The organism is Aerolutibacter ruishenii (assembly GCF_007830115.1).
Lineage (GTDB): Bacteria > Pseudomonadota > Gammaproteobacteria > Xanthomonadales > Xanthomonadaceae > Aerolutibacter > Aerolutibacter ruishenii.
Window position 1 is genome coordinate 73,685 of sequence record NZ_VLKP01000010.1, and the last position, 13,136, is coordinate 86,820.

At 66.6% G+C, this 13,136-nt stretch carries 16 protein-coding genes; 10 read left to right on the forward strand and 6 right to left on the reverse strand.

Features of this window, described 5'->3' with window-relative positions; all coding sequences use genetic code 11:
* The first annotated feature begins 3 nt into the window (after positions 1-3).
* The 3 genes from IP93_RS12025 (at position 4) to IP93_RS15785 (ending at position 810) form a co-directional block, all read left to right on the forward strand.
* Positions 4-330, forward strand: a complete 327-nt coding sequence (locus IP93_RS12025; RefSeq protein ID WP_242006855.1) for a YkgJ family cysteine cluster protein — start codon at positions 4-6, stop codon at positions 328-330.
* A gap of 80 nt (positions 331-410) precedes the next feature.
* Positions 411-593, forward strand: a complete 183-nt coding sequence (locus tag IP93_RS12030) for a hypothetical protein (protein WP_144816037.1) — start codon at positions 411-413, stop codon at positions 591-593.
* A gap of 43 nt (positions 594-636) precedes the next feature.
* On the forward strand, positions 637-810 hold the full coding sequence (locus tag IP93_RS15785) for a hypothetical protein (protein ID WP_199747207.1): 174 nt from the start codon (positions 637-639) through the stop codon (positions 808-810).
* 6 nt (positions 811-816) lie between these two features.
* Here IP93_RS15785 and IP93_RS12035 read toward each other — a convergent pair whose 3' ends face one another.
* The 5 genes from IP93_RS12035 to IP93_RS12055 all read right to left on the reverse strand — a co-directional run bounded on the left by IP93_RS12035 (position 817) and on the right by IP93_RS12055 (position 4,899).
* A complete protein-coding gene (locus IP93_RS12035; protein WP_144816039.1) occupies positions 817-1,155 on the reverse strand; it encodes a carboxymuconolactone decarboxylase family protein in 339 nt (112 codons plus the stop codon).
* Positions 1,156-1,179: 24 nt separating this feature from the next.
* The gene (locus tag IP93_RS12040) at positions 1,180-2,421 is read right to left on the reverse strand and encodes a TerC family protein (protein WP_199747208.1); all 1,242 of its coding nucleotides are present in this window, start codon (positions 2,419-2,421) and stop codon (positions 1,180-1,182) included.
* A 245-nt stretch (positions 2,422-2,666) separates the two neighbouring features.
* Positions 2,667-3,428: an SDR family oxidoreductase gene (locus IP93_RS12045; protein WP_144816042.1), complete on the reverse strand. Its 762-nt coding sequence runs from the start codon at positions 3,426-3,428 to the stop codon at positions 2,667-2,669.
* A 262-nt stretch (positions 3,429-3,690) separates the two neighbouring features.
* Positions 3,691-4,272: an ester cyclase gene (locus IP93_RS12050; protein WP_158636337.1), complete on the reverse strand. Its 582-nt coding sequence runs from the start codon at positions 4,270-4,272 to the stop codon at positions 3,691-3,693.
* A gap of 141 nt (positions 4,273-4,413) precedes the next feature.
* The gene (locus IP93_RS12055) at positions 4,414-4,899 is read right to left on the reverse strand and encodes a hypothetical protein (protein WP_144816047.1); all 486 of its coding nucleotides are present in this window, start codon (positions 4,897-4,899) and stop codon (positions 4,414-4,416) included.
* 468 nt (positions 4,900-5,367) lie between these two features.
* Here IP93_RS12055 and IP93_RS12060 point away from each other — a divergent pair, with 468 nt between their 5' ends.
* The 6 genes from IP93_RS12060 (at position 5,368) to IP93_RS12085 (ending at position 10,864) form a co-directional block, all read left to right on the forward strand.
* On the forward strand, positions 5,368-5,637 hold the full coding sequence (locus tag IP93_RS12060) for a hypothetical protein (RefSeq protein WP_144816049.1): 270 nt from the start codon (positions 5,368-5,370) through the stop codon (positions 5,635-5,637).
* A gap of 159 nt (positions 5,638-5,796) precedes the next feature.
* Positions 5,797-6,477 carry a L,D-transpeptidase gene (locus IP93_RS12065; RefSeq protein WP_144816052.1) on the forward strand — a complete coding sequence of 227 codons (681 nt, stop codon included), beginning with the start codon at positions 5,797-5,799 and terminating at the stop codon, positions 6,475-6,477.
* Between the two features lie 193 nt (positions 6,478-6,670).
* Positions 6,671-7,537 carry a VIT1/CCC1 transporter family protein gene (locus IP93_RS12070; protein ID WP_199747210.1) on the forward strand — a complete coding sequence of 289 codons (867 nt, stop codon included), beginning with the start codon at positions 6,671-6,673 and terminating at the stop codon, positions 7,535-7,537.
* Positions 7,538-7,562: 25 nt separating this feature from the next.
* Positions 7,563-8,114, forward strand: a complete 552-nt coding sequence (locus tag IP93_RS12075; protein WP_144816055.1) for a hypothetical protein — start codon at positions 7,563-7,565, stop codon at positions 8,112-8,114.
* Positions 8,115-8,128: 14 nt separating this feature from the next.
* On the forward strand, positions 8,129-10,162 hold the full coding sequence (locus tag IP93_RS12080; RefSeq protein ID WP_144816057.1) for an esterase/lipase family protein: 2,034 nt from the start codon (positions 8,129-8,131) through the stop codon (positions 10,160-10,162).
* A gap of 54 nt (positions 10,163-10,216) precedes the next feature.
* Positions 10,217-10,864: a 2-hydroxychromene-2-carboxylate isomerase gene (locus tag IP93_RS12085; protein ID WP_144816060.1), complete on the forward strand. Its 648-nt coding sequence runs from the start codon at positions 10,217-10,219 to the stop codon at positions 10,862-10,864.
* Positions 10,865-10,914: 50 nt separating this feature from the next.
* Here the strand turns inward: IP93_RS12085 and IP93_RS12090 are convergent, their stop codons facing one another.
* Entirely contained in the window at positions 10,915-12,066 is a 1,152-nt protein-coding gene (locus IP93_RS12090; protein ID WP_144816062.1) for a cytochrome P450, read from the reverse strand.
* A gap of 162 nt (positions 12,067-12,228) precedes the next feature.
* Between IP93_RS12090 and IP93_RS12095 the strand changes: the two genes are divergently transcribed.
* Complete coding sequence (locus IP93_RS12095; protein WP_144816063.1) at positions 12,229-13,125, forward strand: universal stress protein; 897 nt, start codon at positions 12,229-12,231, stop codon at positions 13,123-13,125.
* Positions 13,126-13,136: the final 11 nt, after the last annotated feature.

Here is a 13,136-nt window from a genome sequence, read left to right on the forward strand (position 1 = left end):
GTCTTGAACGACGGACACGGACGAATCGACACCCCGCCGGCCAACTGCGCCCAGTGCGATGCCGTCTGCTGCCGCCTGACCGTGGTGCTGCAGCCCGAAGAGCAGTTTCCGGCGCACCTGACCACGACGCTGCCCAGCGGCTTGCGCGTCATGGCCCAGGACGAAGAGGGCTGGTGCGTCGCATTGGACGGTGCGCGCATGAACTGCGGCATCTACGACAGCCGGCCGGCCGTCTGCCGCCGCTTCGTCATGGACGGCCCCTACTGCCATGCGGTGCGCGAGGAGTATTTCGAGCAGCGTGACGGTGGGATCCCACTCGCCCTTAGATGACACCCGCCCCGACCAGGAGGAACGCGATCATGTCCAGCCCACGTCCACGTGCGAACACAGGCAAGCCCAGCACTGCCTCCGTGTTCACCAAGCCCGGTCAGGACAAGGCCCTGACCCACGAACGGTTGGCGGAAGACATCGCGGCGTTCCGCAAGGCGGGCGGCAAGGTGGAAGTGCTCGGGCACACTCCATTGCGCCGCAACGGGGAAACCCCGATAACGCCGGTCATCGCCAGTAAGGGCACGCCGCGCAGGAAAGCGTGAGTCCACAGTCCACCACCCCTTTCATTGACGCCAGGAGGACCCTTTGGCCAAGCCCAACTACTCATTCGAAAAGCGCCAGCGCGAGATCGCCAAGAAGAAGCAGCAGGACGAAAAGCAGGCGAAGAAGCGCGCCGCGCGCGAAGGGGCCAAACCCGCCGACCCGGCAGACGCCGTCGCGCCCGTCGAACCCGGACGCAAGCCTGCCGACCCGGCATGAGCACCGTCAGCCCGGATGCGCCGCGACCGCATCCATCACACGCGCCGAGAAGATCAGCGCCGCGCCGGCATTGAGCGCCACCGCCACGCCCAGCGCCTCGGCGATCTCGTCGCGGCTGGCACCGTGCTTGAGCGCGGCATCCACGTGCACGGTGATGCAGCCGTCGCAACGCGTGGTCACCGCCACCGCCAACGCGATCAGCTCGCGGGTCTTGGCGTCCAGGTGGCCGGTCTTGGCCCCGGCTCCGCTGAGCACGCTGTAGCCGCGCACGGTGTCGGGCGAGAGTTTGCCGATCTCACCGATGCGGCCCTTCAGTTCTTCGCGATAACCATTCCAGTCGAGCATGGCACGGACTCCTGCGTGGTGCGGTCAGGGAACGCCTGAAGCCCCGGCGCCGGCCAGCTGCGCATGCCGGGCATGCGCGCTCGCCAGCGTGGCTTTCAGGTCGGCACGGTCCTGGATCAGTTTGCGCAACGCTTCGTCCAGGCCGATGACCCGCTGTTCGGCGGCCACCAGGCGGGCGTAGAGCTGCTCGCGCTCGTGCGCGAAGGCGGCATCGTCCAGGTCCATGTACTCAGTCGCGAGCTGGCGCAGGTTCGCCACCGCCGCCTTGGCCTTGCCCTTCTCGCTGGTCAGTGACGCGATCACGGTGACCACCAGGATCGCGGCGATGACGGCCAGCGAGGTGCCCGTGCTGATCTCGATCACGTTCACCGGCGCACCATCGTTGATGAAGGGCAGGTTGTTCTCGTGCAGTGCGTGCAGGATGAGTTTGGCGCCGATGAACGCCAGGATCGCCGCCAGGCCGTAGGACAGGTAGATCAGCCGCTCCAGCAGGTGGTCCACCAGGAAGTACAGCTGGCGCAGGCCCAGCAGCGAGAACGCCGTGGCGGTGACCACCACGTAGGTGTCCTGGGTCAGGCCGAAGATCGCCGGGATCGAGTCCAGCGCGAACAGTACGTCGGTGGCCCCGATCACGATCATCACCAGCATCAGCGGGGTCATCCTCCACTGGCCGTTTTCGCGGGTGAACAGCCGCTGGCCGTCGTAGTGCTCGGTGGTGGGAAGCCAGCGCTTCGCCAGCCGCATCACCAGATTCTCATGCTCCTTGGTCTGCGGCGTGAGCAGGTGGCCGGCGGTCATCAGCAACAGGAAGCCGAACACGTAGAACACCCACGAGAACCGCTCCAGCAGCGCCGCGCCGAGGAAGATCAGGCCGATGCGCGCCACCAGCGAGAACACGATGCCGAACAGCAGCACCTTCTGCTGGTACGGACGCGGCACGCGGAAGCTGGTCATGACCACCAGGAACACGAAGACGTTGTCCACCGACAGCGCCTTCTCGGTGATGTAGCCGGCGAAATACTCCGTGCCCATCCCGGGCCGCCCCCACACCACAGTGGCCACGCCAAACAGCAGCGCGATGCCGATGTACGCCGCCGTCCAGGTCGCGGACTCGCGCAGCGATGGCACGTGCGCCTTGCGCACGTGGAAGAAGTAGTCGAACAGCAGCAGCGCGCCGATCAGTGCAAGGGTCAGTGCCCAGATCCCGGGGGAGACATGCGCATACGGGAGGCCGGTCGCGGAACCTGCAGAACTGGCGGTCATCATGGGCGGGGCGAGTCCTGGCCAGGAAAGGGGCGTGGGTCGCGCCACTGTACGCCCGGGCGGAGGATGCCTTTCACACGGCCTTACGGGTTGGATCCCCGCGCGACAACCGCCGACAAGGCCTCATGGTCCGAAGTGGCGGACTGAGCGAGGGTCAGTGGCTCGTGCTGAAACCCGCCTCGCTGCTGCGGTGCGTACCCACGCGTGCCGCCCGTGATCGCCGACGTGGTTCAGGCCCAAACCGGTGGTCAGACCGATGACTTGGAATCCGCGTCGATCGGTATCATCTGCCCGGAAATGGTGCGCGCATGCGGACCGGCCAGGAATACCGCCAGGGCCGCGATGTCGGCCGCGCTGGTGAACTTCTTCACCGACTGGTTGGCCATCGCCAGTTCCGCTTCCTCCTCGATGCTACGACCGGAGACCTCGGCCCGCCCCTCGAACACCGCCTTGATCCGCGGGCCCTCCACTACGCCGGGGTGGATGGTGTTGGCGGTGATGCCCAGTGGCCCCAGTTCCATCGACAGGGTCTTGGTGAAGCCCACCAGCCCCCACTTGCTGGTCGCGTAGGCCACCCGATTGGGGTAGCCGAAACGCCCTGCCACCGACGAGATCACGATGATCGACGCCGCGGCGGACTGCTCCAGCAACGGGATGGCGCGCTGGGTGACCAGGAACGTGCCCGTCAGGTTGACGTCCAGCACCTCGTGCCAGGCGTCGACGGGGTAGTCCGCGACCGGCGCGGTGGCGCCGGCGATGCCCGCGTTGTTGACCAGCACGTCCAGGCCGCCCATCTCGTGCTGCACCACGTCAAACAGCGCGTCCAGGTCCTCGGGCACCCGCACGTCGCCCACGCTACCGCTGATGGCGGCATTGTCGCGGACGAGCCGTTGCACCGCGTCGGCATTGATGTCCGCGATGTGCACGCGGGCGCCGTTGGCGGCAAAAGCTTCGGCAATCGCCCGGCCAATGCCGGCGGCACCGGCGGTGATGAGGACGCGCTGTGGCATGTTCGTGTTCCCTTTGAAGCCACGGGTCGACGGATTGGCGCGCGTGGTCCGCGGTAAACCGGAGCCTGGTGGGCGCCGGATGGAGCCGGCCCCACCCACGCCGCCGCACCTGCGACGCGGGGTGGAAACAACCTGCCTGCAGCCCACCTTGCACCAGTGCACTACGCACCGCGTCACCAAAACCGGTCGGATTCGGCGGCGTACCCCGCATCCAGGGCGGGCACCCGGGCGGGGCGCCCACCTGACGGACGCGCCTGTCGCGCTATTGCGACAGCCCCAGCTGTTTCATGTATTCCGCGTTGTCCCAGAACAGGTGTTCCTCGGCAATGCACCCGTCCGTCCACTTGGCGATGGTGGCCATGGACATTTTCACCTGCTTGCCCGTGGGGGGCAGGGTCTTGCCGTCGGGAAGTTTCATGGGTTCGGAGAACGTGGCCTCCAGTACCCCGGTCGCAACCGTCCACTCGCCCGAACCGAAGGCAATCGGGTGCGACGTGATCCGCGAGTCTGGCGTGCCGTTGAAGAGGATGTTGTTGATGTCGTCGACATGCGCATCGATGCCGTTCGTGACACGTCCATCCGGGAACACGACTTTGACGTCGTGACAATGCAGCCGCCGGAACAGGTCCATGTCCTTGCGGAGGCTGTAGGCGTCAAAATCGAGCTGGTCGAAACGCTTCAGGTTGGCTTCCACCTGTGCGTCCCCGCTCGCTGCAGGCGCTGTTTGTGGCGCAGCTGCGGGGGCCGTGCTCGCAGTGTCCGGCGTTTCGCCGGACTTCTGCGTGCACGCCGCCAGTGAGGCGCTCACGATGGCAATGCACAGAACAACACTTGGATTCTTCACGATGTTTCCTCCACTGGTTGTTGAAGCAGGCCGGTATGTGGTGCGTGGTACGAGTTCCATGGTGTGCGGCGCGGGGTATGCGGGCCGTGATGCCTGGGCCGTGGACGGGGGCGGACGAAGGCCCCCAACCAACGGATTGACTCACGGGCCTGCTGCGGGTGGGGCAGTGGCCACCACCGTGAGTGACCTGCGCGCGGCGTGGTGCATCAACTCCCGGAGGATCAGCAGGTGGGCCGCGAACGTGGCGCGCGGGGGCAACCCCTCACTGCTGGCGGGTCGGCCATTGGCGACGTCGGCCAGCCGGTTGAACTGACGCTCCACGGTGTCCAGATCGAGCTCCACCGCGGCGTGGGTAGGCCGGCCTGCGAAGGCCGCCAAGGCGATGGATTCATCGTCACTGGTGAGCAGCGTACCCGGTCCACGCAGGCGCGGAACCAATGGCATCAGCGCGTCCTCGACCGCCTCGATGGCCAATTCGAGTTCCGTGGCCGTGGGTGGCTGGTGGTGGAAATGGCGACGCGCCAGGGCCAGTGCGCCGAGCGGGAGCACCACCGTATCCGGTTCACCCGGGCCGTCGTCGACCTGGATTGACGTCTGGTGCTCGCCGATGTGCAACCGGTTGGTCATGCCCATGCTTCCGGGGGAAGGGAACGAGGAGCGGTCACGCTCGTCGACACAGCCTACTCTCCAGTGCGCCGGATTCCACCGTGCCCTGGGGCGTTTCCATCTGCCGGATCCCCGTTTGCCGGGGCATGGGGGGCTTCGACGCCGGAGCAGCGGAGGACTGGTATGGCTTTCCTTGCAGATGAATTGGGAGGCATCGACGAAGTCCCTGAAGCTCGGTCGGCGCAAGAACGGCTCGCTTTTCAAGGTCTACTGTTCACCCGGATGGGGGGCGGTGACTGGGGATGAGGTCGTGGTGGTCGATCAAGTGCTGCGAATTTTCGTGGGGACGGATGGATTGGAGACGCAACACTCACTTTTTTCCGCGCCTTCACAATCCAATTACGTATTCCGACGTTAGCTAAAGGAGGGTCATGGCTCCGGCAAAAAAGCCCCCATATTTCCGGGACCCCAGACGAAGGAGAAATTGGAATGTTCCCGACCAAGCAACATCTCACGACGGCGCGTACGCTCGGCGTGGCGATTGTCGCCGCCCTGGGCCTTGCCAGTTGCGCCACCTATAAGGACGAGTTCGCAACAATCAACTCGCGCCTCGATCAACTCGACATGAAGGTGCAGAACGCGGCCCAGAGCGCCGAATCCGCCAATCAGTCCGCGCAGCAGGCCAATCAACGGCTGGATCAAATCGAAGGCCGCGTCCAGCAGCTTGAAGCGGGACCGCGCCGAAAGCCGCGCGGTTAGTCGCTTTTGCACTATTCGTGACGAACGGTTTCAATCCAGGACCCGGTGGCCTTTGCTGGCCACCAGTCTTCTTTGATCACTCAATCATTCGTTCCAGGGAGCCGCCCTATCTCTAGGCGCATACACCCCGTCATCCAGGCCGCTTGTGGCGCGCTGGTGTTGGCGCTGGCATTCGCGAGCTTCGGCGTGGCCGCCGCCGAGGATGCCGCCGCCCAACCGGTGGCCGCCGTCGACCAGCTTCCGCCGGGCCAGGAAGTGTCCAACACGGTGATTGAGCTCGCGGGCTGGGTTGTCGCAACCAGGGACAGCCAAGGCTATCCGTTCGCGATCATGGACAAGGCCGCTGCACAGGTCCTGGTGTTCGGCGGCGACGGCCGGCTTCGCGGCGCGGCACCGGGGCTCTTTGGCTCGGCGATCGGCGATCACACGGCCCCCGGTATCGCCGGTCTCGCGCTTCGCGAGATTCCGGGCCGGGACCGCACAACGCCTGCTGGTCGCTTTGTGGGCGGCTTCGGCCCTTCAAGCGACGCTGGGCGCGTGCTGTGGGTGGACTACGATTCCGCGGTCTCCATCCACCCCACCGCTACTGGCGTACCTGCCGAGAGACGCGCCCAACGCCTTGCGTCGCCTTCGCCCGACGACAACCGTGTCAGTCATGGCTGCATCAACGTTTCGCCCGATTTTTACGAGGGGATCATGCGTCCGATGTTCGAGAGAGGCGGGGTGTTCTACATCTTGCCGGACACGGCGCCGCTAGCGGAGACCTTCCCGGAGTTCGTGCAAAGTCGTGGGAACGCGGAACGTGATGATGGAAGACGCGCGCCGCCCGCCAGCCAGTGAAGGGCGAGGCGGGCTACCTGGCTTTCCCACTCAGTGCCGGTGCAGGCCCAGGCGGGAAATGCCATCCGGGAAATGGCGTAAGCGGGATTGCCGGGGTGAAGCGCGTGACCTGGCCGGGCACCTCCGTGTTACAAGGAACTGCTCCCATTGCTGAGGCCAGCAAAGCCACTGCGAGCGCCATTGGGAGAAGATCATGAGCGCCCGTGAAGAAGATGCCGCCCTGGCCGAAGAACTGAAATCGAGCGTGGTGGCCACCATGAGCATGGCCACCGGCATTCCCGCTAACCGAAGTCGAACCGGCAGTTTCAGCGTGCTGCACAAGCGGAAAGGAGCAGCGATGACCGAGTCGACGACGGACCCGAGCTACGCCGAAGATGCGCAGTCCGGAGCGATTGCCAGCAGGCTGAACTGGCTGCGCGCTGGCGTGATGGGGGCCAACGACGGCATCGTGTCCACGGCCGGCATGGTGGTCGGGGTCGCCGGTGCGGAGGTGGGCAACGAGGCGCTCATCGTTGCGGGCATCGCCGCGGTGGTGGCCGGCGCGCTGTCGATGGCGGTTGGCGAATATGTTTCGGTTTCCAGCCAACGCGACTCGGAGCGTGCGGAGCTCGACATCGAAAGAGCGCAGCTGGCGCAGAACCCCGACCATGGACTCAGGCAGCTTACCGGGCTGATTCAGGCCCAGGGCATTGATGGTGAGCTGGCGCGCAAGGTGGCATTGCAGCTTTCGGCAGACGACCCGCTGGCCGCGCACGCACGGCTCGAACTGGGCATCAACCCGGACGAGCTGAGCAACCCCTGGCACGCGGGCCTGGCTTCGATGCTGGCGTTCATCGTGGGCGGTCTGATCCCGCTGGCGGCGATTCTGCTCACGCCGCGCGACATGGCCGTGCCGGTGACGGCCGTTGCCGTCATCATCGCGCTCGCCGTCACAGGCTCGGTCTCAGCCCATCTCGGCCGTGCGCCGAAGCTCAGGGCCATGGCGCGCACGGTGGGCGGTGGCATCCTGGCAATGGCTGTGACCTATGGCATCGGCACCTTGGTCGGAACGCAGATCTGAGGCTGCGGCCCCGACAGGAGCGAACATGGACATTGAACGTTTTGTCGATGGCTGCATCAAGGCGAATACTGAGGACGATCCTCAGGCCGCCGTGCTCGAGGTGCTGTCCAAAGCGATCCGCAATCCAAATGCAATGCTTGCCGCAGTGGGCGAACCCACACAGGCCGAGATCAAAGTCCTGCACCGTTCCAAGGCCTTGACGATATTCAGTGCGGCCTGGACCCCGCAGATGAACCTCATGCCGCACAACCATCTGATGTGGGCAAACATTGGTATCTATACGGGACGCGAGGACAATATCCTTTGGCGCCAGACACCTGGTCGCATTGAGGCATTTGGGGCCAAGGCCCTGTTCGCTGGAGATTCCGTCGCCCTTCCCGTCGATGTCATTCACTCGGTGACCAACCCGCTGCAGCGATTCACCGGCGGCATCCATATCTACGGTGGCGACTTCTTCGACACGACACGAAGCCAGTGGGATCCGGAGACTCTGGCCAGGGAGCCATCCGATGGCGCCAGCATTGGGCGCATCTTCGAGCGAGAAAACCAGCGCATGCATGCACGCGACAAATCCTGAGCCGAAGTAGGGGCATGAAAGTCAGGCACGCAAGGCCGTTGGTGCTGGTGGTTGCCTCGCTGCTGCTGAGCGGCTGCGCCGCGCTGCGTGAGTTCCGCCCGGCGGTGGAGGTCGCCGCGATGACGCCCGGGGAGTACATCACACTCAAGCGTGGCGACATCCTGACCAGCGGCAAGCTCAGCGCCGCGACCCTGGACACGATCCGCGTTGCCGGTCTGGACGACGACGGCGCCTGTGCGAAGCCGGAGGCCGCCGGGTGCATCCAAGCCCTGTCCAATATCCAGGGTTTATCCAACGAGCAGCGCCTGTCGGCCTTGTCGGAACTGTGGCTCCAGCAGGCACAGACCTTGCCGGGGGCCGAACAGAACGCCGCGCCTGCTGCCGGCGACCTGCGGCAGGATGCCTGGATGGAAGTGGCCCGGCATGCCTATGCCTATCTGTTCTTCAGCGAGCGGACGCCGGCCGAGCGGGCGTTCGAGGATCGCCAGACCCAGGTGCGCGACTACTACAACCTGGCCGTGCAGGAGGCGGCATCGCGGCTGTTCGCAAGCGATCACGGCAAGGCGGCGGCGGGCGCGGCGGGGGAGTTCAGGGATGGGTTGTGGGTGGTGAAGTTGGACCAGCCGGCGGTAGGCGCGGCTTCTGGCCAGTCGCGGGAAGCCCTGCCGCAGGAGCTGCTGCCAGCTTCGTCGCTATCGTTCGCGGGGTTGCGCCGCACGTTCCGGCGCGACGGCTTCGGTGCCGAGCTGGTGGCGGTGAAGGGCGTTGATCCGGTGACAATGACGGCAGCGGACGTCGACACGAACGCCCCTGGGCCCGAACGACCGAAGCTGCGACAGCAGTGGCAGCCTGGCCCGGCCTGGAGCGAAATGCCGGCAACGGCGATCACCGCGCTGCTGCGCTTTTCGGGGGAGAACCTCGCCCAACTGATGTCCACTCACGAGGCCGTGCTTTCCGTACACGACCCGTTCCGGGAGGCGAAGATCGACCTGCATGGACGCGACGTGCCGCTGGCAGGGAACTTCACCGCCGGCTACGGATTGTGGCTGGCGCGCTCGGGATTCAATCGACAATCGCTCTACAGCCTGTTCGGGCGTGAGCAGGGCATCGATCACCCGCACCTGTACCTGATGCGGCCCTACGACCCGGATCGCCGCATCATCGTGATGATCCACGGCTTGGCCAGCAGCCCGGAGGCCTGGGTCAACATGGCCAACGAACTCAATGGCGACGAGGAGATTCGCAGCCGGTTCCAGATCTGGCAGTTCTACTACCCGACCAACATGCCGATCGCGCTGAACCACCATGTGATCCGCCAGACGCTGGACGAGGCGCTGCGGCACTTCGACCCGCAGGGCCGCGCGGTGGCCTCCCGCGACGTCGTGCTGATCGGCCACAGCATGGGCGGGGTGATCTCGCGGCTGATGGTGTCCTCATCGGGGGGCGATGCCTTGTTCAACCAGTTTCTGGCCGGCCGTCGGCTCGATGATCGCAGGCGGGAGCGGTTGCGCGTGCGGGTCGGCCCGCTGATGCACTTCGAGCCGGTTCCCCAGGTGGAACGTGCGATCTTCCTCGCCGCACCGCACCGCGGTACCGATGTCGCGGGTGGCCGATTGGGGCGCTTCGTCGGAGGCCTGGTGCGCTTGCCGCTGACCCTGCTGGAAGGCTTCGCCGACGTGCTCGACGATCTGGCCCATGGCGACGCGGCGCAGCCCGGTCGCAAACGCAGGCCGCCCAACAGCATCGACAACCTTGATCGCGCCAACCCGTTCATCCGGGCCGTCGCCGAACTGCCGATATCGCCATGCGTGCGCTACCACTCGATCATCGGTCACCTCGATCCCGAGGTGCCGCTGGCCAGGTCCGACGACGGCCTGGTGCCCTACTGGAGCGCCCATCTGGACGGCGCCATATCCGAAAAGGTCATCCGTTCGGCGCATAGCGTCCAGGAAACCGCGCCGGCGATCATCGAGATTCGCCGCATCCTGCGCGAGGACATCAGCAGGCAGGGCGACGCCCCGACATCGGTGGCTGGATGCCGGGGCTAGGCGGGGGCGATGGCTGGCCCGCTGTAAAGTTCGTACACCTTCAGGAGCACACGCGTGCCGACAGGCCCAACCGCCAGCCACGTCGACTGGTACTTCGACTTCATCTCCCCGTTCGCCTACTTGCAATGGCAGGCGGTCAAGCAGTTCACCGGGCTGGACATCACCTATCGCCCGGTGCTGTTCGCGGGGCTGTTGTCGCAACTGGAGCACAAGGGGCCGGCGGAGATCCCGGCCAAGCGTCGCTTCACTTACCGCCACGCGCAGTGGCGCGCAGAGCGCGCAGGCATACCGATGGTGTTCCCACCCGCGCACCCCTTCAATCCGCTGGCGTCGCTGCGCCTGTGCCTTGCCGCGGGTGCGGGGCGCGAGGCCGTGGACGCGATCTTTGCGCACATCTGGGGCCGCGGCCAGCCGGGCGAGACGTTCGATGAACTGGCGCCGGTGGCGCGCCAACTGGGTGTCGCCGACGCCCATGCGCCGCAGGCCCCGGAGGTCAAGCAAGCATTGCGCGACAACTTTGAGGCCGCGGTGGCTGCCGGCGTGTTCGGCGTGCCCACGCTGGCCATCGATGGGCAGCTGTTCTGGGGTGAGGATGCCACGGCGATGTTCCAGGATTACCTGGCTAACCCGGGCCTGTTCGAGACGCCATCGATGCGCCGCGTGAGCGACTTGCCGGTGGGCACTGCACGACGCATCCCCTGACGCGCGGTCGGGCGGAGGCGCTTCAATCGCCGCCAGCGCGAAGCCTTGCCTTACGCCAATACCACGGGCACGCTGGCCCACCCACCCACGGGTGCCACGGCGCGCTCGGCCGGTGATTGTGCCGCCAACGTGATCGAGGTGGTCGCCGCCAGCAATGCCCGCAGCGCGATGCGCAGTTCCAGCGTGGCCAGCAGGCGGCCCGGACAGGCGTGCCGGCCGATGCCGTAGACCAGGTTGTGCGCGGCATTGCCCTGCGGGTCCATGGCGTCGGGATCGTCGAACACCGCTTCGTCGCGGTTGGCGGACGTCCAGTTCAGTTTCACCCGGGCCCCTTGGGGCAGTTCCACGCCGCCGATCGTGACCGGGCAGGTGGTGACGCGGCGATTGGACACGAAGGGGTCGTCGATGCGCAGGATCTCATCGACGATGGCATCGAGTTCGGCATCGGATACACCCGCGCGCAGCCGGTCCTGCAATGCCGGTTGCGTGGCCAGGCGATGCACCAGCACGCCGACGCACAGTGCGATGGAGCCCAGGTCGCCGCCGGTCCAGTTGCGCAGCACCGAGACGATTTCCTCATCGGTCAGGAGGCTGCCGTTGACCTCGGTCTGCATCAGCCGCGTGGTGACATCGTCGGGGGCATCCGCGTGCGCGGTGCCACGGCGTGGCGCGAGCACCTCGTGGATCAAGCCATCGAACGTTTCCGCCACCTGCCGCGTCCATGCCCGGTCGCCCAAGCGCGTGGCGGCGTGGTTCTCGGCCACCCAGTCCACCAGCCGGTCTTCGAGTGTGATTGGCCAGCCCAGCCACGCGCTCTGCGCACGCACGGCAAACCGGCTGCCGAACCCGCCCACCGCATCCACGGCAATCCCCCGGGGCAGCGAGGCGACCACGTCGGCTGCCATCCGGTGGAAGGCGCCGTGGAAGGGGGCGAGGGCCTCCGGGGTGAGAAAGCGGTCCAGCGCCGTGCGGTAGTTGCTGTGCACCACGCCGTCCAGGCCGTTGGGAACATGCAGGTGGCGCGACACCGCGCTGGAAAACCGCTGGTCGTCCTGGGCGGCCTGCACGACCAGGTCGTGCCTGAGCAGCACCCATTCACCCTGCACGTTGCGAACTACGCCATGCCGCGGGCGAAGTTCGTCGGTGTAAGCCCTCAGGTCCCTGCCGGTGGCGGACAGGTCGTCGGGCATGTGGTCGGTCATGCGAAACCTCTGCGCGCGTGGAAGCCGCTGGCGGTGCCCATTATCGTCGCTTCGCGGGCAATGCCACAGTCAGCACATCCAATCGGCATCCTAGGCCGGTTCGCGCTGCCACGGTGCCGAACCAGCCTCGTCACTCCACGGGAGGTGACGTAGCATGGAGCCATGGACGATCACCCTGCCGACAGTGCGCCGCCACGGCGCATCCTGCTTGCGACCGACCTGACCAGTGCCTGTGATCGGGCGCTGGACCGCGCGGTGGCGCTGGCGCGCCACTGGGACGCGGCACTGCACCTGCTGCACGTGGTCGAGGTCCCGCCCCCGGCGATTCCGCTGGGGGTTGATGCCGACCACTACCTGCAGCGCTTCCCTGATGCCAAGGATGAGGCGCTGCGCCGGCTGCACCGCGACGTGTTGCCGGTCGCCCTGGGCGCGGCGGTGCACATCGAGCAGGGCACCACGCCGTCCGCCGCGATCCTGGAGGTGGTCGAACGCGAGCGCTGCGACCTGCTGGTGCTGGGTGAGCCACGGCGACGGCTGGTCGGCCCGCTGGGCGAGAGCGGCCTGGACCGCGTGGTGCGCCAGTCGCCGGCCTCGGTGCTGGTGGTGCGCGACCGCCCGCACAACCCCTATCGCAACCTGTTGGTGGGGACAGACTTCACGGACGAGGCGTTGCAGGCGCTGGTGGCGGTCGCCGGGCTGTTCCCGACCGCGGCGATCACCCTGATGCATGCCTACGAAGAGGCGTATGCCTATTTGCTGGAAGGCACTCCGGATGGACGTGACTGGCCGTTGCAGCAGTTGGCACGCCTGCGCGAGCAAGTCGAGGCCGCGGCGTTGCCGGCGGCGCGCCAGGCGGGCATACGCAATGCCGTGGCGTCCGGCCCACCCGAAGTGATGCTCCGCCGGCACGTGCTGGCGGCGAACATCGACCTGACCGTGATCGGCGCCTACCCGCGGGGACTGCTGTACAGCGCGGCCGTGGGCCGCTCGCGCAACATCATCGACGCCATCCCCGGCGACGTGCTGGTCGTGCGCGCGACGCGCGGGGCAGGGCGGTGAGGGACGGGGTG

What these genes read in the sequence shown, in the direction of transcription:
- IP93_RS12035 (WP_144816039.1), bottom strand. Translation starts at nt 1,155, where the DNA reads ATGCTCGACTGGAATGGTTATCGCGAAGAACTGAAGGGCCGCATCGGT.
- IP93_RS12040 (WP_199747208.1), bottom strand. Translation starts at nt 2,421, where the DNA reads ATGATGACCGCCAGTTCTGCAGGTTCCGCGACCGGCCTCCCGTATGCG.
- IP93_RS12045 (WP_144816042.1), bottom strand. Translation starts at nt 3,428, where the DNA reads ATGCCACAGCGCGTCCTCATCACCGCCGGTGCCGCCGGCATTGGCCGG.
- IP93_RS12055 (WP_144816047.1), bottom strand. Translation starts at nt 4,899, where the DNA reads ATGACCAACCGGTTGCACATCGGCGAGCACCAGACGTCAATCCAGGTC.
- IP93_RS12060 (WP_144816049.1), top strand. Translation starts at nt 5,368, where the DNA reads ATGTTCCCGACCAAGCAACATCTCACGACGGCGCGTACGCTCGGCGTG.
- IP93_RS12070 (WP_199747210.1), top strand. Translation starts at nt 6,671, where the DNA reads ATGAGCGCCCGTGAAGAAGATGCCGCCCTGGCCGAAGAACTGAAATCG.
- IP93_RS12075 (WP_144816055.1), top strand. Translation starts at nt 7,563, where the DNA reads ATGGACATTGAACGTTTTGTCGATGGCTGCATCAAGGCGAATACTGAG.
- IP93_RS12080 (WP_144816057.1), top strand. Translation starts at nt 8,129, where the DNA reads ATGAAAGTCAGGCACGCAAGGCCGTTGGTGCTGGTGGTTGCCTCGCTG.
- IP93_RS12090 (WP_144816062.1), bottom strand. Translation starts at nt 12,066, where the DNA reads ATGACCGACCACATGCCCGACGACCTGTCCGCCACCGGCAGGGACCTG.
- IP93_RS12095 (WP_144816063.1), top strand. Translation starts at nt 12,229, where the DNA reads ATGGACGATCACCCTGCCGACAGTGCGCCGCCACGGCGCATCCTGCTT.